Genomic DNA, 23,862 nt, shown 5'->3' with positions numbered 1-23,862 from the left:
CATGTTTTCCAAGTCGTTTTCCGCCCCCGCTGCCCGCCTCCTTAGTCTGCTGGCCCTCGGTGCCCTGGGCCTGTCCAGTACGGGCTTCGCTTGCCCGGTCAAGCCTGGTTACATGCTCAAGGGGGGCGTGCCCCTCAGCCCCAAACTGGGAACGGTCTGCGGCAGCCAGTACCGGGAAGCCGTGACCTACATCAAGAAGAGCTTTGCCAAGGCTGGTCATCCCCTGCCTGCGAACGCCTGGATTGAGATTTACGCGATGCGCGGCAACGACCTGTCCTGGATGCAGGACATGGCTTCCGGCATCGTGAAAGTCAAGGCTGCCCAGGGTCTCGGGGAGTCTGCCCAGTACATGATGGACAACGGCGCAGCCACGGCGTACAAGAACTTCGGCAACGGCAAGACGCTGATCGAATACCAGATGTACGCCCTGCCCCTGTACGCCATCAAGTTGCAGTCGGTCTGGGTCTTTATCGGCAACTGGTAACACGGACTCCGTTTGAATCATTCGCGGAAGGCTTGAAGACGGGGGGATACGAGAAGCAGAAAAAAGGGTTTCGGGCGTGAAGTTGGCAAAACGGTGCTTTCCCGGTGGGTTTGCGAAACAGAAGGAACCCGTACAAGGTCCGAGCAACAAGAGGGGGGCGGCCTTTCCCGGTGTGGGAAAGGCCGCCCCCCTCTTGTTGCTGACTACGCCTGCTCAACCTCCACCATCTCGCTGGCCTCGATGATGTCGCCCTCCAGAACGTCGTTCCAGTCGAGGTTGATACCGCACTCGAAGCCGGTTTGCACCTCGCGGACGTCGTCCTTGAAGCGCTTGAGCCCCACGATGGTGCCCTGGTACACGACTTCCTTGCCGCGCGTGACCTTCGCCTTTGCGTTGCGCTTGAACATGCCGTTGGTGACGTAAGACCCAGCGATATTGCCGCTCTTGGGGTGGCGGATCACCATGCGGACCTCGGCGCGGCCCAGGAAGCGCTCCTCGAACACCGGCTCGATGGTGCCGCGCAGCAGGCGGTCCACCTCGTCGATCATCTCGTAGATGATGCGGAAGCTCTTGAGATCGATGCCCTTGGTCTCGGCCATCTTCTTGACGCCGCCTGCCGCCGTCACACTGAAGCACAAGATGGTGGCCTCCGCGGTGCTCGCCAGGAGCACGTCGCCCTCCGTGGGCGAACCGATCCCGGCCAGCAGCACGTTGATCTTGACCTCGTCGGTTTCCTTGCGGGCCAGGATGCCCTGAATGGCCTCCAGGCTTCCCTGCGTGTCGGCACGCAGAATCAGGTTGACCGTGCGGGTCTCGCCCAGCGGCCCCATCATCTCTTCCAGGGTCTTTTTGCGCTGGATGCGGGCGTTTTCCACATCGCGGCGGTTACTCGCGCGCTGCGCGATGACTTCGCGCGCCGCGTGCTCGTTCTTCGCGCTGGCGACCTGCTCGCCGCTGGAAGGCGCCTCGCTGAAGCCCAGGATCTGAACGGGAGTGCTGGGCCCGGCCTCCTTGATGCGCCCGCCGCCGCTGTCGGTCATCGCCTTGATCTTGCCGTAGTTCTCGCCCACGACCAGGAAGTCGCCCACGTGCAGCGTGCCTTCCTGCACCATCACGGTGGCGAGTACGCCCGCCTGACGGTCCACGCGGCTCTCGATGATCACGCCGCTGAAGGGACCCTTGGGATCCGCCCGCAGGTCTTCGAGCTCGGCGGTCAGCGAGATGTACTCCAGCAGGTCCTCGACGCCCTCGCCAGTCTTGGCACTGACGGGCACGACCACGAGGTCGCCACCGTACTCCTCGGGCACGAGGTTGAGCTGTGTCAGGTCTGTCTTCACGCGGTCGGCGTCCGCCTGCGGCAGGTCCACCTTGTTGATCGCCACGATCATGGGCACCTTGGCGGCCTGCGCGTGGGCGATGGCCTCGCGGGTCTGGGGCATCAGCGAGTCGTCGGCGGCGATCACGATGATGGCGATGTCGGCCACGTTCGCCCCACGGGCGCGAATGGTGGTAAACGCCTCGTGCCCGGGCGTGTCGATAAACACGATGCGGCCCTTGCTGGTCTGCGCCTCGAAGGCACCGACGTGCTGGGTGATGCCGCCCGCTTCCTTGGCCGCCACCTTGGTCTTGCGGATGTAGTCCAGCAGGCTGGTCTTGCCGTGGTCCACGTGGCCCATGATCGTGACGACGGGCGCGCGGTGGGGCACTTCCGGGGCGGCGGCAGGTTCGCGCTCTGCGGTGGCCGTCGCCGTGGAGACCGGGGTGGGCGCAGCTTGCGTCTCCGCCTGTGCCGGGGCCATCGGCGCGGCGGGAGCTTGCGCCGATGCGGGGGCCGCTTCCGCCGCCTCCGCCGCCAGGATCTCGCGGATCAAGTCCACGGTGTCTTCCTCAATGGTGCTGCTCACGCTCTTGTACGAGACGCCGAGGCCGTCGAGGATTTCCAGCATCTTGTTGTTGTCCACGCCAAGGTCTTTGGCGAGCGAGTAAATCCGAACTTTCGACATGCTTTCCTCCGGTGAGGTCCGCCGGGTGTGGCTCCCAGGAGTGGGGGCGCGGCGGTTAGAGGTCACTGGGTCATGATTGATCCGTGGGGGTTTTCAAACTGTGGAGTTGGGCGCTGACCGCTCCCGCCTCGCTCCGAAAGGCCCGCCGCAGCCGCTTTTCCGCCCAGCACTCGGGCGAGTCGGCGCAGACGTAGGCCCCGCGTCCCGTTCGGGAACCGCCCCGCACCTGCCAGCCTTCCGGCGCGCGGGTCACGCGGACGAACTCGCTCTGGACCCGTTTGCGGCGGCAGGCCACGCAGGTCCGCTCGGGACTGTGCCCTGCCGAGTTGGGCCGTTCAGGGCCAGGACGCAGGGAAGGGATGGAGGTGGGCGCAGCGCTCACGTGGGGTCACTCCTGCGCGTCGTCGGGACTGGCGGTGGCCACCGACTTGCTGTCCTTGAACAGCGCGTCGAAGGCCGACTGCGCGTTGCTGCGCGGGGCCTCACCGCTCTGCTCGTCTTGCAGGGCCTGCTGCATCGCGGCGTCGAGGTCGCTGACGGCCGCCGTCTCGCGCAGGTCGATCTTGTACCCGGTCAGCTTGGCCGCGAGGCGCACGTTCTGCCCGCCCTTGCCGATGGCGAGCGAGAGTTGATCGGGCGTGACCGTCACGGTGGCGTCCTTGGAGTCGGCGTGCGCCTCGATCAGGCCCACCTTGGCGGGCGAGAGCGCGTTGCGGATAAAGTCTCGGGCGTTGCCGTCCCAGAGGATCACGTCCACACGCTCTCGCCCGAGTTCGCCCGTCACCGCCTGGATGCGGTTGCCGCGGTGTCCGATGCACGCGCCGATGGGGTCCACGTTCGAGTTGTGCGAGAAGACCGCCACCTTCGAGCGCTGTCCCGCCTCACGGGCGATGGCCTTGACCTCCACGATACCGTTGGCGACTTCGGGGATTTCCTGCTTGAGGAGGTAATCGAGCAGCTTCTCGTCGGCGCGGCTCGCCAGGATCGTCGGCCCCTTGGGCGTCTTGCGGACTTCCTTGAGGTAGATCTTGACGCGGTTGCCGGGAACGAGTTTCTCGCCAGGGATCTGCTCCCGGGGAGGCAGGATCGCCTCGCCCGCGCCAAGTTCGACAAACCAGTTGCCCTTGTTGTCGTTGCGGACCACCTGCGCGGTGAGAACCTGGCCCTCGCGGTCCTTGTACTCGTTGAAGACCACGTTGCGCTCGGTCTCGCGCATCTTCTGGGTCAACATCTGCTTGGCGGCCTGGAGGGCGATGCGCGAGAACTTCTCGCGGTCCACCGGGAACTCCATTTCCATGCCGATTTCCACGTCAGGATCGAGTTCCAGCGCGTCAGCGAGGGAAATCTGCAGGTCCTCGCTCTCGGCCTTTTCCACCACCTCGCGCACGACAAGCACTTCGAGTTCACCGGACTGGGGGTCGAGGTGAACCTCAATGCGCTTGTCGGGCTCCACGTTACGGGTGTAGGCCTGCGCGAGCGACTGCTCAAAGGCCTCAATCAGCTGCATCTCGTTGATGTTGCGGGCCTGCGCCACTTCCCGCAGGGCGTCCGCGAAATTGATTTCGGGTTGGGTCATCTCACTCTTCCTTTACTGGCTGGTGCGGTATGGGTTTGCGGGGCGGCGGTCCTCAGCGGTGCCGGTCCGGAAACTCGGCCAGGTGCCCCTGGAACGTGCCTACCGTCAGGATTACGTCCTCGCCGCCCACGTCGAAGGTGACCCGCTCGCCGTCCACCGCTTTGATGGGAGCTGTGAAGGCGTGGCCCTCGCCGCGCACGCGGGCCTTGAGCCCCAGCATCCGCTCGAAATGCCGGGCGCGCGTCAGGGGCCGTTTGCCACCGGGTGATTCGAGTTCCAGCCGGTACTCGCCGGAGATGGGGTCCACCCGGTCAAATTCTGCACCCACGGCCCGGCTCGCGCTGGTGAGGTCTTCCATGGTCACGGGCTGCTCGTCGAGGCGGTCCATGCGAATCACCACGATGGGCCGCCGCCCCGGATTCTGCACCTGCACGTCCAGCACCTCGAAGCCCAGGGGGCGCAGCGCGGCGTCGGCGAGGGTCTGGAGCGTGGTTGAGTTGTCGGTTGCGTTGTTATTCATATTGTGGGCCACGCGCATAACGCAGGCCGGAAACCACCCCCTCCACGAAAAAAGGTGGGGCAAAGCTCCCACCTCGCTTCGAGGATTTCTGAGGAGGAGTATAGCCCATGCGGGGGCAGGCGCGGGGAAAGCTGTCACAAAGGGATCAAGAGGGGCAAGCCGTCTGGCCTGCACAGCGCCCTACTCTCCCGGTGTGTCCGTCCCCAGCCGCACCGTCACGTCCGCGCCCGGCAACCCCTCTTCCTGCGAGACCTGGCCATGGCCCACGTCGCGCAGCACTGCCGCCGCCGCCTGCCCGCTGACGGTGGTGGGGACTTCGGCGCGGGAGGCGTTGGAGATGACCACGTTGCCGTAGCCCAGGCCCTCCAGCCGCTCCTTGAGGCGCCGGGCGCTGCCACCAGGTGCGCCGACGTTCACCACAGCGACGGCGAGGTTGCGCGGATCATTTGGATTTCTGAAATGCTCGCGGATGAGGGACTGGATGGCGGAGCGGTCGGGCTGCCAGTTGGGGCCGCTGAAGTTGCCCGGCAGGGTGTAGGCCTGGACCTTCAGTCCGCTCAGCGCACCGCCGAGCACCGCGCCCACTTCGCCCTTGGTGAGGTCCGACTTGGTATTGGCGTGAAGGGCCGCCACCATGCGCGGCAGCCGCCACCAGTTCAGCGGGTTTTTCACCTGACCCACCAGGGCGCTGAGGAAGGCCTGCTGCCGTGCCACACGCCCGATGTCACCGAGGCCGTCGTGCCGGAAGCGGAGGAACCCCTCGGCCTGCTGGCCATTCAGGTGCTGCCGCCCGGGCTGAAGGTCGATGTGCAACTTCCCCGCGTTGTCGTCGTACTTCATGCGCTGGGGCACATCGACGGTGACGCCGCCCGCCGCCTCGGCCAGGGCGCGCAGGGCGTTCAGGGACAGCAGGGCGTAGCCGTCCAGGGGCACCCCGGTCAGGTCCTGCACGGCCTGCGTGAGCAGCCCCGGGCCACCGTTGGGATTGGCGCGGTTGATCTTGCCCCAGCCCAGGCGGGGCAGGTTGACCCAGGTGTCGCGGGGAATGCTCAGGAGGTTGGTTCGGCCATCCGGCCAGACCTGCGCGAGCATGATGGTGTCGGTCCGCTGGCTGTAGTCCTCAGGGGTGGCGGGCCAGGGCCACACGCCGGCCTTGTCGTCGTAATGGACGTCTACCCCTGCCAGCAGCACGTTGACCGGTCCACTCGCCTTGTGGGGCAGGGCGCCGTAGCGCTTCAGGGCGGGAAAGGCCGGGGCGGTCAGGGCCAGCAGGCCCGCGAGAAGGATCAAGACGATGAGGGAGGCGCGGCGCACGGGGTTGAGTCTAGCTGGCCGTGTGCCGCTGCGTTTCACGGCGTGCCCATGGCCAGCTCGCCCCCCAGCCATTCGGGCAGCGTGGCCTGCGGGGACCGGGCCCAGAAATACCTGAACTCACGGGCATAGCCGGTGGCAGCGGCGGGCGCGGTGGTGGCCAGGGTGTACTCGTTCAGCCCACGGGGTGTCCATGAGGAGTAGTGGAGGTTTTGACTGCCTACCGTGAGCATCTGCCCGTCCACGAGCATGGTCTTGGCATGCAGCGCGCCGGGATACCAGCGGGCCTCGAACCGGTCCTCCAGGCCCCGCGCGGCGAGTTCACGGCGCAGGACCGACAGGCCAATGCGGTTTTCCAGGCCCAGCACGCCGTGTTCGTACAGCACGGCCCGGATTCGTACGCCCCGTCCGGCGGCGCGGATCAGCGCGCGCATCCACGGCAGGGCGTCGTCGGCGGTACACAGCCGGGGACTCAGCAGGGCGAGGTTGCAGCGCACGTTCATGCTGAAGCTGACGTGCATCAGGTCCACGCTGCGCCCGGCCGAGTTCAGCAGGGCCACCAGCGCGTCGTCAGCGGCCTGAAAGCCCTCGCGGCGGTATAGGCTAAACACCCGCGCGTCCCCCACCCGCACTACGGCCCCTCCGGCCGTGCCCTGGGGATGTTCCACGGCCCCTGCTCCGCCCGAATGACAGTCTGTGCGCACCGTTTGCGCCGTCGCCCCGGGCGCGCACTCCAGCCGGGTGCTGCGGCTCCACAGATCGTCGAACACCGTCAGGCCGTCGTGCGCCACCGGGCCCCGCACGCGTAGCCCCAGGTCACGCAGATCGCCGCCGTGGCCCCGCGTGGTGGCCGAGGGCAGATGCAGGGGGCCGACGTTGAAGCCGGTCACCGTCAGGAATTCGCCGTCGGTAACGAGCAGTTTGGCGTGGCTGTGGGGAAAGCTGCCCGAGTAGTTCGCCAGCTCCACCCGCCACCCCAGCCGCTCCTCCCCGAACGGCACGCCCGCCGCGAGCAGGTCCCGTGCCGCCGCGTACACCTGTGAGCCCCACTCCAGCCGGGTCGCCAGGGGAAAATTCCCCAGCGCGATACGGACCGTCACCCCCGATGGATAGGCCGCCGGGTTGGCCTGAACGCGCCTGTATAGTCCGTGGATGCCGGCCGCGATCACCGCCCCCGGGCCGCGCCGGGGATCGTCGGCCCACTCCATCACCGCGTACAGGACCTCCCGCCGCGCGCCCACGATCTGGGCGGCCAGCCCGTCGAAGCCGCCGTGCGGCGTGGGCGGCTGGTCGCTGAAGGCGGGCAGGGGGTCCGGCACGTGCAGAAAGCCCAGAAAGGCGTTGCCGCACGACAGGTCCGGCCGTCCTTCCCGGGTGGTTACGCGCCACACAGCGGTTTCCAGGGGGTCCGTGGGAGGCAAGCAGTCCGGGCCGCGCACCGCCGGAACGGCCAGTGGCTCGGAGGCGGCCGGGCGGCTCTGCACGAAGGCCACCGCCCGCTGGGTCACGCTCCAACCCCCCAGCAGCGCGAGGCCGAGCACGGCCAGCGTCAGCTTGACCTGCCGGTCGTCCGCCGTGTCGCGCCGGGCGTGGTCGGCAGCGTCGTTAATCCCGCCGGCAATCATCACGTCGCCCACCACCTGCAGGGTGACCAAAAAGGCCCCCAGCAGCCCGAGCAGCGCCCAGCCACCGCCCGACAGCAGGTTGGGGACCCCCACCTGCCCGATCAGCACGCCGCCCAGCAGCCCGGTGGCCCCGAAGCCCAGCAGCCCCCCGAGCGCGGGCCGCCAAGCCAGCGCCACCCGCAGGGTCAGCAGCCCCAGCAGCCCGCCGGACACCAGGCCGTAGAGCGCGCAGGTGACGGTGACGAGCAGCGTGAGCTGCAGCTGTCCCAGCCCGTCGTCCACCGCGCCCCCCTGGGCCATGCCGGCCACGGCCATCAGCAGGCCCAGGGGCACGATCAGCAGGCCCGCCGTCGCGGCCGACGCCACCCCAGCCCGGAAGCGCGCCTGTCCCCGCGTCAGCCCCAGCCGCGCGAGGGGCAGCGCCCGCGCCGACAGCGCTCCGGCCAGCCCGAAACCCAGCGTCACGCTCAGCACCGCCGCCAGCACGCCGATGACCGCCCGCGCCAGCTCCTGCCCCGGGGGCACGAGGGCCAGCACCACACCCAGCGCGCCGCGCGCCAGCAGCAGTCCCAGCGCCAGGCCCGCCAGCGCCGAGAGGGCCAGTCGGCGGACCTGTGAGGGAGGATCGTGGCGGGGCAGCAGGCGCATCTGTGGTCAGGATAGGGGAGGCTCCCGGGGCAGGTGGGGGTCTACCGCCGCGCCTCCACGCCCAGCCCCGCCGCACCCAGGCTGCCGTAGGCCACCTCGTCGGTGGGCGGGTGCGTCAGGCCCGCGCGGGCATCCCGGAAGAGGCGTTCTAGCGGCAGCGCGGGCGTCAGGGCTGCGCCGCCCGCCGTCCGCAGGGCGAGGTCCGTGGCCTCCACAGCAGCGTTGGTGGCAAAGGCTTTGGCCGCGGCAATGCCGGGCAACGCCGAAGCGCCGTGGGTGCGGTCCCAGCCCTGCGCGGCCGAGTGAAGCAGCGCGCGGGCGGCCTCCAGCCCGGCGGCCATCCTCCCGGCGTTTTCCTGCACGCGCGGCAGCGTGGCGATGGGCGCGCCCAGGGCGGTGGGCACCCGCTCGCCCGCATAGCGCTTCAGGGCCTCGAGGGCCGCAAAACCCACGCCCAGATAGGTGGCGGCAATCGCCGTCCAGAACCACGCGCTGCCCGAAGGGTGCCCCGAGGAAGGCGGCGCAACGTGATCTTGAGCGACGGGTACATCCGTAAACGTCACGTCGTGGCTTCCACTGCCCCGCAGGGCGAGCGCGCCCGTCCACGTCGGCTCAACCTTCACGCCCGGCGCGTTCGTGGGGACCAGCAGCCGCAACACCTCGCCCTCCGGCGTCGCCGCGCTCACGAGGGCCAGATCCAGCGCCCGTGCGCCCGTGGCCCAGGTTTTGCGGCCCGTGACGCGCCAGCCGTCCGGCTCTCGCCTGGCTGTGGTTCGGGGCAGGCCACCGCGCGACGGACTGCCCAGCTCCGGCTCGCTCGCCAGGGCGTTGATAAGCTGGCCCTCGGTACTCGCCCGCGCCAGCACGGCGCGCAGGGACTCCGGCAGGGTGCCGCCGCCAAAGGCGGAGCCGACGACGTGGGTGTGCATCGCCAACACGAGGGCCAGCCCCGCATCCGCCTCCCCGAGTTGGCGCTGTGCCTCCGCATATTGCGCCAGGGTGGCTCCTGGCCCACCCCATTCACGCGGCAGGCTCAGGCGGGTATACCCGCTCGCCCGCAGCGCTGCCGCCGCTTCCGGGGTCACGTCCCCCCTCGCTTCGCACTCGGCCGCGTGGGTGCGGATGGCCGCGGCAGCCCGGGTGGTCACCTCCTGAAGTTCAGGCGGCAGTTCGTCTGCGGGAAAGGGGGAAGCGGGAAGGCGCGTCATGCCGGGCAGGGTAGAGCATGGGGTGAGAACCAGAACGCAGCCGATCGCGCTCTGGGCTAGAACACCTTTGCCAGCCGCAGTTGCCCGCCCAGCCCGTAAAACTCGTGGTCAGGGGCCGCCAGCGTGCCGTGTCCGCGTGGTGGCGCCGCCACGATGGGGTCATCAAAGTCATGCGGGCGTTCCAGCGCAGTTTCGGGCTGCGCCGGGCACGCCTTCAACCGCGGTGGACGAACGCGTTCGGAGCGGGCCGGCGGCAGGTGGGCGTGGGTGAATGTGGCGCGCACATGCGCGAAAGCCCATCCGCGCCTTGTCGTCGGGCAGGGCTTTTGCCGGTGGTGAGAGCGGGGCGGTCCACCGCGTCCACGAGGTCCTGCGAGGGCAGGTTCAGCACGCCCCCGCGGCGCGGGCCCTTTACCGTCATGCCCGGCAGGACCGAAGGCCGAATCCACCACGCCGGCGACCGGGGGCGCGAGGTTGGCCGAGCCGAAGGACATGGGTATGGGGGTGAGGACCCGGCGCATGGGGACTCCTGGGGAGGGACGGTCAGCCGAGAAGACGACGCGCCGGGTACGGAACGCGCCTCTGGTTTTGAAAGGAAGGGCTTACGTGCCGCTCTGGGCCAACGCCCGTTCACGCTCCAGCAGCTCGCGTTTGCGCTCCAGGCCCCAGCGGTAGCCGCCAGGCGCGCCGCCCGTCCTGACGACGCGGTGACACGGTACGACGAGGGCCACCGGATTCGCCGCGCACGCCTGGGCCACAGCGCGCACCGCTTTGGGCTCCCCGATCATCTCGGCCACCTCGGCGTAGGAGCGCGTCTCGCCGTAGGGAATGCCGCGAAGGGCGTCCCAGACGCGGCGCTGAAAGGCAGTGCCCGCCGTGTCGCCCGGCAGCGCCAAGTCCCGCCGCCCCGTCAGGTGTTTGTGGAGCGCTTCTATGTGGCCCCGCAACGCGGCCTCGTCCTCTTCGAGCGTTGCCCGGGGGTACTCGTTGCGCAACTCGGCGGTCAGCGGCTCCGCCTCCCCGAAGCGTACGGCCACCAGACCGCGCTCCGTGGCCGCGACGAGCATCGGTCCCAGCACGCTCTCCACCACCGCGTAGCGAATGGTCTGTCCGGCGCCGCCCGCCCGGTAGCGGCCGGGAGACATGCCCAGCCCGTCCGTCGCGCGGTCATACACGGTCCGGGCCGAAGGGTGCCCGGCGCCGTAGAGGGCCTGGGTCACGCTCGCGCCCGTGCGCAGCTCCGCCTTCAGCCGCTCGCTGCGGCGGGCCAGGGCGTAGCCCTTGGGACTGACGCCCGTGGCCGCCTTGAATACGCGCTGGAGGTGAAAGGGGCTCAGGCCGACAGCGCCCGCCAGCGCAGCGAGGCCAGGCGTAGGCTCCACGGTGTCGAGGAGGTGCTGAACGTGCAGCACGGCCCACTGTCCCGCGCTGACCTCCGTGGGTTTGCAGCGCAGGCAGGCGCGGTATCCGGAGGCCTCGGCCTCTGCAGGCGTATCGAAAAAGGTCACGTTCTCCCGGCGGGGCCGCCGCGACGGGCACGAGGGACGGCAGTAGACGCGGGTGGAGCGCACGCCGTAGTAGAACTGGCCGTCACTGGAAGCGTCGCGGCGCTGAACAGCCTCCCAGCGGGCCTCGGGAAGGGAAGAAATCGGGGTCATGTGGTCTCCTCCTGCGCCTTTCAGGGTAGCCCTGGGCCGCGCGGCGCTCTATCCGTTTCTTGCGCTCAGAGTGGGACAGAACCTGCCAGCGCCGTCAGGCCCTTCCAGTCCAGGTGCCCCGCCGCCCCGCCCGGTTCGCCGCAGGCCCAGGAGGCGAAGATGCAGGCCAGCCGCAGGGCCTCCCGCGCGTCCATGCCCCCGAAGTACGCGCAGACGAAGGCGGCCAGCAGCGCGTCTCCGGCCCCGTTCGTGCTGACCACTGGGCGGGTGGAGACGGCGGGCTGGTGCCAGGGCAAGCGGCCCCGTTCCGAAAGCAGCGCGCCGTCCTCACCCAGGCCGATGACCAGCACCTCCGGATCGCACCGCTGCCGGTAGGCGCGCAGCGCGTCCAGGGGTGGCAGCGGGAGGCGGGCGCCGCTCAGAAACAGCACGTCGGCGTGGAGGTAGGCCTCGTCGTAGGGTTCGCCCGGTCCGGGGGTGGCCTGGAGGTCCGTAACGACCGGCAGTCCCCGCGTCTGGGCCTCTGAGAGCAGGTCTTTGGTCCAGGGCACATTGCTCAGCACCACCGCCTCACATCCGGGCAGCGCGGCGAGAAAGGCGTCTCGGGGCGCGGGGGCGCCGTTCAGCCCCTTGAGGTCCCGGTGAATCTGCCGCCCGCCGCACGGTCCGGTCAGCACCAGTGACAGCGGGGTGGCCGGAGCGGGGAGCCAGTGTGCCCCGATGCCCAGCTCCGCGAGACGTGTCCGGACCACCTCGCCCGCCGCATCGGCCCCGGCAAAGCCCAGAAAGCGGGTGCCGCCTCCCAGCCGCGCCAGCGCGTGGGCCACATTGAAGCCCACCCCCGACACGCCGAGCGTCAGCGCGCCGGGATGCTCCACGCTCTCGACTTCGGGAAGCGGCAGGGCAGGGGCGGTGAAGCCCAGCTCCAGATTCACGTTGCCGCACACCAGCACGCAGGGAGCCAGAATACCAGGGGAGGAGACAGGCACGAAGAAAGTGTACCTTCCATTTCGTTTTGCTGTGGGCAGAATAAAATAAGGGCACTATGTCGCAAGCTGCTCGTGATTCGGCCCGTTGCGCCATCGAGGCGCGTTTTCAGGACAACGTGGACCGTGATATCAGCGGTCTGGCGGCCCAGGGGTGCCGCGAGCGTGGGCTTATCGCGCCCGATGGCACGCCCGCCCACAGGCTGTGCCCCGGCAGCCACGCCGGAGTCACCCGCCTGATCTGGCGTGAGTTCACGCCCGACTGGCGCGAAGTGGTGTATGTGTACGACGGTACCCGCACCGAGCAGACGCGCTACCTGAACGCCAAGCTGCACCTGACCGTGGCCCTCGCTGCCGCCGGAGACGAGCCGACGCCCGAGGTGCGCGCGGCCCTGCTCGCCGCGCACGAGGCCCTGCACGCCCTGTGGCGGGTCTGGGCCGGGTACCAGGCCACGACGACCGACGCCCTCGCTGCCGCCGTGACCGAGTTTGAGGACGTACGGTAGGGCAGCGGGGTTGGGGAGCAGGTAGGCTGGGACCATATCCCTGTGTTGGAGGTGTTCGTCCCATGACCCGAGCCGTTCCTGCCCTGCCCCCCACCTTCCGCGCCCTGCGCGCCCTGAAAGACGAGGCGGGCCTGCGCACCGAGTTCCAGACCCTGACCCCGGCCAATCTGCCGCCTGGCGACGCCGTGGTGCGCGTCACGCATTCCAGCGTGAACTACAAAGACGGCCTGGCGGTGGCGGGCCGCCCCGGGGTGCTGAAATCCCTGCCCATGACCCCTGGTATCGATCTGGCGGGCGAGGTGGTGACCGACGAGACGGGCACCTATACGCCCGGTACCCCTGTGGTCCTGACCGGCTGGGGCATCGGCGAGCGGCAGGACGGGGGCTACGCCGAGTATGCCCGGGTCCGGTCCGAATGGTTGGTGGCCATTCCGGGGGAGCTGAGCGCCGAGTGGGCCATGGGCGTGGGCACGGCAGGCTTTACCGCGATGCTCGCGGTACTGGCCCTGGAGGACCACGGGATGACCCCCGGGCAAGGTGAAGTGCTCGTGACGGGAGCGGCGGGCGGCGTGGGCAGTACAGCGGTGGCCCTGCTTGCTGCGGCTGGCTTCACGGTCACGGCCAGCACCGGCCGCCCCCAGGAGGAAGCGTACCTGCGCTCCCTTGGGGCCACAAACATCATTGGGCGGGAGGAACTGCCTCTTCTGAAGCGTTCCCTGGAAAAGGAACGCTGGGCCGGGGTGGTGGACACCGTGGGCGGTGAAGCGCTGGCTGGGGCGTACGCCAGCACGCGCACCCACGGCTCGTTGGCGGTGTGCGGCCTGGCGGGTGGGCACCAGCTTCAGACCACGGTGTTTCCCCTCATTCTGCGCGGCGTAAACCTGTTGGGGATCGACTCGGTAACCTGCCCCGCCCCACGCCGCCGCACCGCCTGGGACCGCCTGGCGCGGGACCTGCCACCCGTGAAGCTCGCCCCCCTGATCCGAATTCATCCCCTGGAGGACGTGCCCGCACTGGCTGAAGAGATTCTGGCAGGGCAGGTCCGGGGCCGCGTGGTGATCAAGGTGGCGTCAGGGACAGGTCAGGCACCGTAGGGCCAAGTTCGGTACCATGTGCCCCATGAACAAGCTTGTTGGCCTGACCCTGCTGGGTGTGTCCCTGACGCTCGCGTCTTGCGGCAACAACTCCATCGAAGCGCCCAAGAATGCGCCGGCAGAGTCCAAGATCTCCGGTCAGGTTCAGACCTGGGGCGGTGGCGGCACCGTGAACTTGAACGGCACCCTGCTGCCGCTGGCGACCGCGCCCATCGACGCGGCGAACAACTTCACCCTGACGCTGCCCCAGGCCACGGCCCTGGCGGGCGAGGCGCGCTCGGTGACCGCCACCCTGCTTAGCGGCCTGTCGCAGTTCGGCTGCGTGAACACCAGCCTGACCAATTCCAATGCGGCCGCCCAGGGCCTGCTCGCCTTTACCCTGCAGGCGAAAAACGGGAGCGCCACCAAAGACCTCTTTGCCGCAGCTGTCAGCAAGACGCTGACCACCCGCACGGTGGACGCGAGGGCGTGGCTGTATGTGGACCAGGAGACCACCCTCAGCGGCACCGTGACCTGCACGCTGGCCGGCCAGGGCAGTTTCCCGGTGACCGTGAGCGTCAACGCTGTGCCCGGCTGGAACATGCTGCAGTTTTACGTCTACGGCAGCTTCGGTTTCAGCGGCAGGAGCATCACCGGCAAGGTCATTCGCACGACCGCCCCCGTCAACACCTGGATCAGCATGGACGAGCTGAACGCCCAGATTCAGTAAGCGCCGCCTCGCAGCGCCTGCCTCGCTTTCCCGGTGAGGCAGGCTTCTCACTTCCGCGCCCCCTAGAATCGGTGGCGTGAACGCTCCAGCACGCTTTTTCATCGTCGCCAGCCTGGGCCTGCTGCTGTCCGCCTGCGCGGGGCGGCCCACCTTGCAGGTTGGGCCCGCCGCTCCCGCCAAGACGGTCGGCAACGTCCAGGGAAACATTTCCCGCTGGGGCGGCGCGGGCAAGGTCACCCTGGCGGGCCTACCGGGTCAGGCCCTCGCGCAGGCCGACGTCGCCTCCAGCGGCCTCTTTATTCTGCCCTTGCCCGACGCCGTGACGGTGCAGCCGGCCCTGCGTCCCGCGGCCGACGCGCTCTCGGCCGTGGGCTGCACGGGCCGGGTCACGAGCAGCGACGACGCGGCCCGCAATTTCGCCTTTATCAACCTCCAGCCGCAGCGCTCCGAGGCCAAGCCGGTGTTCGCCGCCCGGTTGCAGCGCACGTCCTTTACCCGCGCGGTCCTGACCGGCCGGGTCTACCTGTACGCCGACCGCCCCACCCGTCTGAGCGGTCAGGTGGACTGCGGCCAGATCATGCAGGAGTTCGCCGGGGTGGCCATCGGCGTGCCCATCAGCGTCAACGTCAACGCGCAGAGCGGCTGGAACGCTCTGGAACTGCGGGTGGACGTGCAGGGCTCGCTGACGGGCGTGTCCGCGACCGGAGAGGTCGGCGCCGTGGCGGACGCCCCCCAGGTCTGGCGCACTGCGCAGGAGATCATCGACCAGGCGAGCCAGTTGTAGGGCCACGTCTGCAGCCACCCGGTTACGCCCATAGCGTAAAGCGCTATGCTGCCCGGTGATGAGCACGTCCCTCTCCACCGATGGGCAGGCCCTGGCGCTTCTGGAACGGGTGTGGGGCTATCCGGCCTTCCGTGGCGTGCAGGCCGAGATCGTACGCACGGTGACCGAGGGCGGCAATGCCCTGGTCCTGATGCCCACAGGCGGCGGCAAGAGCCTGTGCTATCAGGTGCCCTCGCTGTTGCGCCCGGGCGCCGGCATCGTCGTCTCACCCCTGATCGCCCTGATGAAGGACCAGGTGGACACCCTCCGGCAACTCGGGGTGCGCGCCGCCTTCCTGAATTCCACCCTCAGTGCCGAGGGTGTGCGCGAGGTGGAGTCGGCCCTGCTCGCGCACACCCTCGACTTGCTGTATGTGGCTCCCGAGCGATTGCTGCTGCCGCGAACGCTGGACCTGCTCGAACGTGCGCCCGTGGCCCTCTTCGCCATCGACGAGGCGCACTGCGTCTCCCAGTGGGGCCACGACTTCCGGCCCGAGTACGGGCAACTCGGCGTGCTGCCGGAGCGTTTTCCCCATATCCCCCGGCTGGCCCTGACCGCCACCGCCGACGACCGGACCCGCGCGGACATCGTGCGGGTGCTGGGCCTCGCGGGTGCGCCGCAGTTCATCTCCTCCTTCGACCGCCCCAACATTCAGTACCGGGTGGGACCGAAGGAGGGACCCAAGACGCAACTGCTTGACTTTATTCGCACCGAGCACCCGGGAGACGCGGGCATCGTGTACTGCCTGTCGCGCAGGTCGGTGGAGGAGACGGCGAAGTGGCTCTCGGCGCAGGGAGTAGAGGCGGTGGCCTACCACGCGGGCCTCTCGCCGCGTGAGCGTAACGCGGCCCAGGAGCGCTTTCTGAACGAGGAAGGGCTGGTGGTGGCCGCTACCGTGGCCTTTGGCATGGGCATCGACAAGCCCAACGTGCGCTTTGTCGCCCACCTTGACCTGCCCAAGAGCCTGGAAGGCTACTACCAGGAAACGGGCCGCGCCGGGCGCGACGGGCTGCCGAGCACGGCGTGGATGGTCTACGGTCTCAGCGACGTGGTGAACGTCAGGCGGATGCTCGCGCAGAGCACGGCTCCGGAGGACGTCAAACGCACCGAGGCCGCCAAGCTCGACGCCCTGCTGACCTACTGCGAGGCCGCCACCTGCCGCCGCCAGATGCTGCTGGCGTATTTCGGTGAAACGCTGCGGGAACCGTGCGGCAACTGCGACGCGTGCCTGAATCCGCCGCGCGTGCGCGACGCCACCCGTGAGGCGCAGATGGCCCTTTCGGCGGTGGTCCGCACCGGCAACCGCTTCGGCGCGGCGCACCTCACCGACGTGCTGCTGGGCCGCGAGACGGAAAAGGTGCGGGCGATGGGTCACCACCAGCTGCCCACCTTTGGCGTCGGCAGCGCGCACGACGAGAAGACCTGGCGCGGGGTGCTGCGCCAACTCGTGAGCCTGGCCTACCTCTCGGCGGATGAGCACCAGGGGCTGCGCGCCACCGGAAAGGCACGCGCCCTCCTGAAAGGCGAGGAGACGCTGACCCTGCGCGAGGAGGCCCTGATGCCCAAGCCCGCGCGGAGCAGCCGGGAGCGCTCTGCCCGCGCGGGCCGCGCCCCCGTGGACGCTGCCGACGCCCCACTGTTCGGGGCGCTGCGCCAATGGCGGCTCTCAAAAGCGCGCGAGCAGGGCGTGCCTCCCTACGTCATCTTCAGCGACGCCACCCTCAAGACAGTCGCCGAACTGCGCCCTGACAGCCTGCACACGCTGGGGAGTGTCAGCGGTGTGGGGGCACGCAAGCTCGAAAGTTACGGCGCCGAGGTGCTGGAGGTGGTGAGGGGGAGCGGGCAGCCGTCAGCGGGCGGCCGTCTCCCCCCGGAGGCCGAACGGGGCGCGGCGGGGAATGCGGCGGTGCTGGGGGTGTTGCGGGCGAGTGCAGGGCGTTCGGCGGTCAGCTCTCCGCCGCTGGCCATCAGCCGTTCGCAGCCTGCGTCCGCCGCGCCGCCACGCGAAGTGGGCTTCTGGCCCGACTCCCTCTTTTCCACGACCCGCGAAACGCCCGCACCCACGGACGCCCCGGCCCCTGAACTCACCGAGGCCCTGCGCGAGCTTCGCAAGGAACTGTGCCGGGAAACGGGTCAAAGCGCCTTTGTGATCTTTCCCAATGCCACGCTGGAGGCCATCGCCGGCCGGCAGCCGCGCACCCTGAACGACTTGCGCGGGCTGCCCGGAATGGGCGAGAAGCGCATCGAGGCGTATGGAGAGCGGATCATCGGCGCCGTGCTGGGGACTTTGGACGGCTAGGCCCTAACTCTCGGCCGTCACCGGTCTCTTTCCCTTGAGCCCCAGGCTCAGCGCCAGGCCCGCCGCCACGAGCCCCAGCGCGAGCAGATAGGCGCGGCGCAACCCATCGGCCAGGCCACTGCCGCCCGCCTGAATGGCCGCCTCGCCGATCAGCAGCGCCATTAGCGCCACGCCGAGCGCGCCGCCCATCTGCCGGGCAAACAGGACGCCGCTCGTGACCGCGCCGAGTTCGGGGCGTGCGGCCTCGTCCTGGGCCGCGAGCAGCAGGCTGAGCATCGCAAAGCCCATCCCCATACCTACGACAAAGCCCAGCGCCGACGTGACCCACAGCGGTGAGTGGACCACGAACGTCATGGCTGCGAACGTCCCCGTCAGTACCACGAAGCCGATCTGCGCGAGCCGGGCGAGCGAGACGCGGTGCAGCAGCCGCGCGCTGAGGATGCTCGTCAGCGTCCAGCCCACCAGCATGGGCGTGAGGATGGCCCCCGCGCCCGTCGCACCCCGGCCCCCCAGGTGCTGCGCGTAGAGGGGCAGGTACGCGATGACGCCGAAGTAGGCCGCGCCGCCCATGAAGTTGCCCGCAAAGGCGATGGCGGTGGTGCGGTGCGCGAGGGCCTTCATGGGCAGCAGCGGCGAGGGATGGCGGCGCTCGGCGGCCACGGCGGCGATCAGCGTCGCCACGCCCAGCGCCACAAGGGGCCACGCCTTGCCCTCCAGCCCCCACACCGTCAGGCCGCTGCCCAGCGTGAAGAGGGCCGCACCGAGCCAGTCGAGTCTTGCGGAGCGCGGCGTGCCCGTTTCGCGCAGGTGCCGCAGGGCGATGAGCAGGGCCGCTACCCCGAACGGCAGGCTGACGTAAAAGGTCCAGCGCCACGACAGCGTGTCCGTCAGCCAGCCGCCCAGCAGCGGCCCGACGAGGCCCGATAGCCCCCAGACTCCGCTGATAAAGGCCTGAACCCGTCCCCGCTCGGTCAGCGAGTACGTCTCCCCGATGATGGTCAGCGTGAGGGGCAGCAGCGCCCCCGCCCCCAGCCCCTGAAAGGCCCGCGCGGCGATCAGCCACGGCATGCTCTGCGCCAGCCCGCACAGGGCGCTGCCCAGCAGGAACACCACCACGCCTGCCAGGTACAGTCGCCTGCGCCCCAGCACGTCGGAAGCGCGGCCCCACAGCGGACTGCTCACCGTGCTCGTCAGGAGGTACACGGCGAACGGCAGGGCATACAGCCGCTGCCCGCCCAGGTCCGCGATCACGCTGGGCATCGCGCTCGCCACCACGCTCGATTCCAGGGCCGCCAGAAATACGCCCAGCACCAGGCCCGTCGTTGCCAGTTGCCGGACGCGCGCCTCGGTGGGGGAGAGGGAGGAAGGGGCAGCGTGGGCGTCGCTCATGACAGGTAGGCTAACGCCCGTGGCCCCGCGCACTCTGGGTGGAGGCCGACGATGAAGAAAGGGTGGTGGACGCAGAGAAGGCTGTCGGCGCGCTGTCTCGTCACCCGCCGCCCTTTCTCCCTGCTCCACCCGCTCTAGCATGGCCGCGTGACCTCTCGCCCCACCCGTCCCCTCCCCGCGCGGCCTGCCGGATATGTGGAACTCGCGCGCTACAGCAGCCTGGGCCGCTTCTGGGCCCTGCTTGCCGGAGCGGAGCGGGCTGGGCGAACGGTGGCCGGAGTGCGCGGCGACGCGCCCGAGGTCTGCCGCCGCCGCGTTTCCGGCTACACCCTGCCCGGCACGGGCCTGCTGCTGGACACCGCCCGCGTCACCCAGGCGCTGGAGGACGGCTTCGAGACCCACCCCGCCCTCCTCGCCCTGCTGGGCGGTGACCCGCAGCAACTGCGGGATGAACTCAACGCCCATTATGCGCTGCGCGCGGACTTCGTCCTCGCCTTCACGGCGGGCCGAGACCTGATCGCCAGGCCCGAATTCAAATACGCACCCGTGGTGCGGGGCCTGAGCGCGTTGCCCGCCGATCTGCCCCTCCAGGCCCGGCGCCTGGGGCGGGACGAGGTACATCTGGTCATTCAGCGGGCGTGCGGGCTGGCGTAGGAGCGGGGGTGCCCGGTCTTGCGGCCGGTCTACGCCGCGTCATACGGTTTGCCGGATCATCCGTTCTGTCCCCGTCCCTCCGCTTCGGTGCCTCCACGCCTCTCTGGAAACCAGATCACCCAGGAGCAGCCCCCGAACGGACCCCTGCACCCTGTTGTGGGAGACGCCCAATTGAAGCGTTGGCCCGCCGATCTGTGGACCAAGGCTGACCTTGCTCCCCTCGCTCAGCTGACCGTGAATCTGGAAGCCGACGTTTGCCCCAGGCCAGTCGCCGCTGGCATGGCCCACGATTTCTGCCAGTCGGTGTCGTCCAGCCCATGGGGTGCGCTGCGCGGGCGCACTTCACGCTGGGCCTCACCCGTCGCTCGTCGTCCGCTTTTTCGGTTTGCTCGCGGCGAATTTCGCCAGTTGCGCGGTCAGGGCTGCGGGCGTGTTCGTGAGGAGGTGGCGTGAGGCCGGATTGCGGCTGGCAAAGTTGCCCACACGGCCTACCATGCGGTCAAACACGTCCTCGGGCATGTCCAGCGCGGGCGTCAGACGCACAGTGCGCTTGGAACTGAGGCTGAGGTTCCCCATCACGCCCGCCTCATGCAGTTCGCGCAGGGCGAGCAGGGCGGTGCCCTCGTACACGAACTCCTTCAGCGTCCCGGGCAGGGGTAAGCCCACCACCGGTTGAAACTGCATGGCGAGGAGCAGGCCCTGGCCGCGCACCTCCTGCAACAGGCGGGGAAACTGGGCCTGCAAGGCCCTTAGCCTCTCCAGGCCCACGCTCCCCAGGCGCAGGCTGCGGGCAGGCAGGTCTTCCTCCATCAGGTATTGCAGCGATCTCAACCCCACCGCCATACCCAGCGAGTTGCCCCCGAAGGTGTTGGAGTGCCGCTTGCTGCTCAGGCCGCCCAGCATCTTCTTGTAGATGGGCTGCCGCACCATGGTGGCCCCTACCGCCGTCATGCCGCCGCCCAGCGGCTTGGCGAGCGTGATGATGTCGGGGTCCAGGCCCTGCGCCGCCGACTCGAACCAGTGGCCGGTGCGGCCCAGCCCGGTCTGGATCTCGTCGGCGATGCAGACGATGCCGTGCTTGCGGCATAGCGCTCCGACGCCGTGGAGGAAGCCGGGCGGGGGAATGTTCACGCCGCCCTCGCCCTGAATGGGCTCAACAAAGATGGCGACGATGTTGTCGGGCCCTATGCGCCGCACCAGCGTGAGCAGCGCCTCCAGGTCCCCGTAGGGCGACGTAACGGCACCCGGCACCAGCGGCCGGAAGATGTCCTGATACTCCGGATTGGGCGTGAGGCTGAGGCTGCCCAGCGTCTTGCCGTGGTAGCCGCTGGAAAAGGAGATGTAGAACTTGGCGCGGGGCCGCCACGCCTTGGCGAACTTCATCGCGCCCTCGATGGCTTCCGTGCCGCTGGAGCAGAAAAAGACCTGCGAGTCCGAATGGCTGGGAAGTTCCCGGGCCAGCAGCCGCACGAGGTTGGCTTGAAGGGCTGCCCTCCACGGAGCGCTCGACTGTTGGGGCAGGCCCATCGCGCGGTTTTTCTCCAGGTACTCGCGCAGGAACGCGGTGATGACAGGCGGCATTTCCCCGAAGGGCACCGCCGCGTAGCCCGAAGCGTTGATGCGCCGCACGCCGTGGCCGTCTTCCAGCTCCCAGGGCGTGACGCGGTAAAACGGCCCGCCGACGCCCAGCAGGTCCAGGCCGTAGAGCAACTCCTCGTTGCCGTAGCGCTGGTCCAGTTCGCGAACGCGGGCAGGGCGCAGGCCCCCCTCGCTGAGCACGTCCTCGGCGCGAATGAAGTCCGGGGGCAGGGGTGCGGCGGGCGGCAGCGGGGCACTCATGCGGGGCAGTCTACCCGCCGCCTCTGAGCGCCGGACAGGAACCGGGTTCAGCGCTTTGGGACGGGCAGGGCCTGCAGCCTTGCCGTAAGGTCCCGTTGGGACTCAGGGCAAAGCCGCTGCACGGCCCCAGTTCCCGCGTCCACGCCCACGCTCGCGCATACGGGCGCTCCAGTTCATCCAGCCTCCCGGTCAAACGGGCCGTACTGCGCCAGTGTATCGGGCGAAAATTTGTTCGGCTTCAGCGGCGGGTTGCAGTTGAGATCTGGCCGCCAAGGCCCCCAGCAGGTCCGCCAGCCGTCCATGCGAATCCTTGACCCGCATCTGCTCCGGGACCGGTGCTGGCCGTCCAGCACAGCGGTGGGCGTGGCGAAGCCATTCAGGACGAAATGCCGAACGGGCGCGAGGAATTCCAACCACGCCCGCACCTCGAACCCGTCCACATCGGAAGACGCAGTACTCCAGATCGCTCCACGCGTCGGCCGTCCCCTGCGTAAACGGGCCGTCAGCGAGCGTGTGTGGGATGCGCCCGTCCGCGAGGATGGCCTGCCTCCTGCTGACGACTGGCCGCTGGAAGCGGGCCGTTCCCCTCAGTCCACATCCACGCCCAACCCCGGATTCTGCGCCAACTCCACCATTCGCCGCACCTGTTCGGGCAAGTTGCGCCCCAGGCTCAGGGGCGGCAGTTCGGCGGGCGAAAACCAGCCGCTTTCCAGCGTCTCGGTGTTGTCTGGGTGGACGCCTGCTTCACTGCTCTGCAATTCGCACGCGATGAACACCTTGTAGACGGCCCACAGCTCCGGCGGGTGTGCGTGCTTGTCCTTGTCCAGCAGGGCGAGGAGGCGCACGGCCCGCACCTCACGCCCGGTTTCCTCGCGGACTTCGCGCACCGCCACCTCGCGCGGGCTGTCGCCAGGATCGGCCCAGCCACCGGGGAGACTCCAGCGCCCGTCCTCGCGCTCGCGGGTAAGCAGCACGTCGCCCGCCCCGTTGAGCACCACCGCCCGCACGTCCACCTTCGGCGTCAGGTAGCCGCGTTCGGCCCGCAGGTGTTCGTGGACCCCGCCGGGGTCCTGCCCCGTCTGCGCCGCCAACAACTCTGCGCCCAGGCGCAGCAGCCGCTCGAAACGCTCGCGGTCATAGGGATCGCGGCTGTACGTCAGGCCCGCCTGGGCGATGGCCTGGAGTTCGCGGAGTTGGGAAAGGGTGGGCATGGAGCAACCTTTTCGGGTTTTGGGGTGGGCGTCAAGGTGGAGGCGTGAGAAGCAGTCTGCGGTGGCGCGGTTGCTGCCTCTTGCTCTCGCGAAGTCTGGAGCATTTGTCGTACAAGATGGTCCTGTTTTCTCGCCTTTGCTGCTCTTGGGACGGGTACCGCCCGGAGGGGACGCTCGCATTCCGCCCGATGCCCCAGTGTCCCGCCGCTTCTGCTTTCCGCGTCTCTGGCGCTGGCGCTCGCGCCCGCCCTGTTGCCTTTCCTGCTGCTCGCGGAGGCCGCCACCCAGCGCCGACGCGCGTGTCCCCACTGCGGCTTGCGCAGCACCCCGGGCGGAGGAGACCCCGTCAGCCCTGCCAGAGCTGGAAGAGGACGAACGAATTTTCACCGTGCTGCGCCGCGACGCCCTGCGGACCCGCCGCTCGCGCTGCCAAATCTGCGGGGCCGAGTTCGGGCGGGGTGAGGGCATGACCCTGCGTCCCGTTCTTCCGTTCGGGGAAGCCGCGGAAGGTCGCGCCGCCCGTTATCCTCCCTTCATGCGTCTCGTTCGGTTGCAGCACGAGGGAACGGCCCACTGGGGGCAGATCGAGGGCGAAACGGTCCATCTCACGCGCGGCGTGGGCGGTGAGCGGACGGGCGAGGCGGTGCTCCTTGGGGGCGCGGCGCTGCTCGCGCCCGCCGAGCCAACCAAGATCGTGTGCGTGGGCCGCAACTACCTGGACCACATCCGCGAACTGGGCAATGACACCGGAGACCTGCCGAAGGAGCCCGGTATCTTCCTCAAGGGGCCGAACGCCCTGGCCGAACCCGGCGGCACCGTCGCTTACCCCAGCTGGACCTCCAACTTCCACTTTGAAGGCGAACTGGCCCTCGTCATCGGGCGGCGGGCGCGCAACCTGACCGCGGAGGACGCGCCCTCCGCCGTGGCGGGCTACACCTGCGGGCTGGACCTGACGGCGCGGGACCTTCAGAAGACGGACCTGCAGTGGTTCCGGGCGAAGGCGGCGGACCGCTTCTGTCCGCTGGGGCCGTGGCTGGAAACCGAGTTCGATCCGCGTGACGTGCGTGTGCAGACCCGCGTCAACGGCGAGATCCGGCAGGACGGGCGAACCAGCCACATGATCTTTAATGTGGTGGACATCCTGACCTACCTCAGCCGCTTCGTGACCTTGGAACCGGGCGACGTGGTGCTCACCGGTACGCCGGAGGGCGTGGGCCCGCTGCAAAGGGGGGACACGGTGGAAGTCGAAGTGGAGGGCATCGGCGTGCTGACCACGCCCATCGGCGCGTAGCGCCGACGGGCGTGGTCAGCATATCGGC

21 protein-coding genes are annotated in these 23,862 nt (G+C 69.2%); 8 read left to right on the top strand and 13 right to left on the bottom strand.

Annotated elements, in window-relative coordinates:
• Position 1 precedes the first annotated feature (1 nt).
• A complete protein-coding gene (locus B9A95_RS22765) occupies positions 2–484 on the top strand; it encodes a hypothetical protein (protein WP_084049360.1) in 483 nt (160 codons plus the stop codon).
• Between the two features lie 203 nt (positions 485–687).
• On the opposite strand, the gene infB is transcribed toward B9A95_RS22765, so the two are convergent.
• The 10 genes from infB to B9A95_RS22715 form a co-directional block, all read right to left on the bottom strand.
• The gene (infB, locus tag B9A95_RS22760; protein WP_084049359.1) at positions 688–2,487 is read right to left on the bottom strand and encodes a translation initiation factor IF-2; all 1,800 of its coding nucleotides are present in this window, start codon (positions 2,485–2,487) and stop codon (positions 688–690) included.
• A 70-nt stretch (positions 2,488–2,557) separates the two neighbouring features.
• Positions 2,558–2,869 carry a DUF448 domain-containing protein gene (locus B9A95_RS22755; RefSeq protein ID WP_245808443.1) on the bottom strand — a complete coding sequence of 104 codons (312 nt, stop codon included), beginning with the start codon at positions 2,867–2,869 and terminating at the stop codon, positions 2,558–2,560.
• 6 nt (positions 2,870–2,875) lie between these two features.
• Positions 2,876–4,063 carry a transcription termination factor NusA gene (gene nusA / locus B9A95_RS22750; RefSeq protein ID WP_084049358.1) on the bottom strand — a complete coding sequence of 396 codons (1,188 nt, stop codon included), beginning with the start codon at positions 4,061–4,063 and terminating at the stop codon, positions 2,876–2,878.
• Between the two features lie 52 nt (positions 4,064–4,115).
• Entirely contained in the window at positions 4,116–4,583 is a 468-nt protein-coding gene (gene rimP, locus B9A95_RS22745; protein WP_084050918.1) for a ribosome maturation factor RimP, read from the bottom strand.
• Positions 4,584–4,763: 180 nt separating this feature from the next.
• Positions 4,764–5,897 carry an LCP family protein gene (locus tag B9A95_RS22740; RefSeq protein ID WP_084049357.1) on the bottom strand — a complete coding sequence of 378 codons (1,134 nt, stop codon included), beginning with the start codon at positions 5,895–5,897 and terminating at the stop codon, positions 4,764–4,766.
• A 35-nt stretch (positions 5,898–5,932) separates the two neighbouring features.
• A complete protein-coding gene (locus B9A95_RS36405) occupies positions 5,933–8,167 on the bottom strand; it encodes a phospholipase D-like domain-containing protein (RefSeq protein WP_084049356.1) in 2,235 nt (744 codons plus the stop codon).
• Between the two features lie 41 nt (positions 8,168–8,208).
• Complete coding sequence (locus B9A95_RS22730) at positions 8,209–9,375, bottom strand: acyl-CoA dehydrogenase family protein (RefSeq protein ID WP_084049355.1); 1,167 nt, start codon at positions 9,373–9,375, stop codon at positions 8,209–8,211.
• Between the two features lie 56 nt (positions 9,376–9,431).
• The gene (locus B9A95_RS32625; protein WP_139806950.1) at positions 9,432–9,896 is read right to left on the bottom strand and encodes a hypothetical protein; all 465 of its coding nucleotides are present in this window, start codon (positions 9,894–9,896) and stop codon (positions 9,432–9,434) included.
• 81 nt (positions 9,897–9,977) lie between these two features.
• Positions 9,978–11,033 (bottom strand): bifunctional DNA-binding transcriptional regulator/O6-methylguanine-DNA methyltransferase Ada, encoded by a 1,056-nt coding sequence (ada, locus tag B9A95_RS22720; RefSeq protein WP_084049353.1) that lies wholly within the window; start codon positions 11,031–11,033, stop codon positions 9,978–9,980.
• Positions 11,034–11,098: 65 nt separating this feature from the next.
• A complete protein-coding gene (locus B9A95_RS22715) occupies positions 11,099–12,022 on the bottom strand; it encodes a carbohydrate kinase family protein (protein ID WP_084049352.1) in 924 nt (307 codons plus the stop codon).
• Between the two features lie 56 nt (positions 12,023–12,078).
• Here B9A95_RS22715 and B9A95_RS22710 point away from each other — a divergent pair, with 56 nt between their 5' ends.
• The 5 genes from B9A95_RS22710 to recQ all read left to right on the top strand — a co-directional run bounded on the left by B9A95_RS22710 (position 12,079) and on the right by recQ (position 17,450).
• Positions 12,079–12,525 carry a hypothetical protein gene (locus B9A95_RS22710; RefSeq protein ID WP_084049351.1) on the top strand — a complete coding sequence of 149 codons (447 nt, stop codon included), beginning with the start codon at positions 12,079–12,081 and terminating at the stop codon, positions 12,523–12,525.
• Between the two features lie 62 nt (positions 12,526–12,587).
• Entirely contained in the window at positions 12,588–13,619 is a 1,032-nt protein-coding gene (locus tag B9A95_RS22705) for an MDR family oxidoreductase (protein WP_084049350.1), read from the top strand.
• Between the two features lie 25 nt (positions 13,620–13,644).
• Positions 13,645–14,328 (top strand): hypothetical protein, encoded by a 684-nt coding sequence (locus B9A95_RS22700; protein WP_084049349.1) that lies wholly within the window; start codon positions 13,645–13,647, stop codon positions 14,326–14,328.
• A gap of 76 nt (positions 14,329–14,404) precedes the next feature.
• On the top strand, positions 14,405–15,112 hold the full coding sequence (locus B9A95_RS22695) for a hypothetical protein (RefSeq protein ID WP_084049348.1): 708 nt from the start codon (positions 14,405–14,407) through the stop codon (positions 15,110–15,112).
• 58 nt (positions 15,113–15,170) lie between these two features.
• Complete coding sequence (recQ, locus tag B9A95_RS22690; RefSeq protein ID WP_084049347.1) at positions 15,171–17,450, top strand: DNA helicase RecQ; 2,280 nt, start codon at positions 15,171–15,173, stop codon at positions 17,448–17,450.
• Positions 17,451–17,453: 3 nt separating this feature from the next.
• Here the strand turns inward: recQ and B9A95_RS22685 are convergent, their stop codons facing one another.
• Positions 17,454–18,839: an MDR family MFS transporter gene (locus B9A95_RS22685; protein WP_084049346.1), complete on the bottom strand. Its 1,386-nt coding sequence runs from the start codon at positions 18,837–18,839 to the stop codon at positions 17,454–17,456.
• 147 nt (positions 18,840–18,986) lie between these two features.
• Between B9A95_RS22685 and B9A95_RS22680 the strand changes: the two genes are divergently transcribed.
• The gene (locus tag B9A95_RS22680; protein ID WP_084049345.1) at positions 18,987–19,493 is read left to right on the top strand and encodes a hypothetical protein; all 507 of its coding nucleotides are present in this window, start codon (positions 18,987–18,989) and stop codon (positions 19,491–19,493) included.
• A 354-nt stretch (positions 19,494–19,847) separates the two neighbouring features.
• Here the strand turns inward: B9A95_RS22680 and B9A95_RS22675 are convergent, their stop codons facing one another.
• Both B9A95_RS22675 and B9A95_RS22670 read right to left on the bottom strand, forming a co-directional pair.
• Positions 19,848–21,332 (bottom strand): class-III pyridoxal-phosphate-dependent aminotransferase, encoded by a 1,485-nt coding sequence (locus B9A95_RS22675; protein ID WP_084049344.1) that lies wholly within the window; start codon positions 21,330–21,332, stop codon positions 19,848–19,850.
• Between the two features lie 587 nt (positions 21,333–21,919).
• Positions 21,920–22,543 carry an NUDIX hydrolase gene (locus B9A95_RS22670; protein ID WP_084049343.1) on the bottom strand — a complete coding sequence of 208 codons (624 nt, stop codon included), beginning with the start codon at positions 22,541–22,543 and terminating at the stop codon, positions 21,920–21,922.
• Positions 22,544–23,078: 535 nt separating this feature from the next.
• On the opposite strand from B9A95_RS22670, the gene B9A95_RS22665 reads away from it, so the two are divergent.
• Complete coding sequence (locus B9A95_RS22665; RefSeq protein ID WP_084050917.1) at positions 23,079–23,834, top strand: fumarylacetoacetate hydrolase family protein; 756 nt, start codon at positions 23,079–23,081, stop codon at positions 23,832–23,834.
• Positions 23,835–23,862: the final 28 nt, after the last annotated feature.

The organism is Deinococcus hopiensis KR-140 (assembly GCF_900176165.1).
Classification (GTDB): Bacteria; Deinococcota; Deinococci; order Deinococcales; family Deinococcaceae; genus Deinococcus; species Deinococcus hopiensis.
This window is presented reverse-complemented; position numbering and strand designations above follow the sequence as displayed.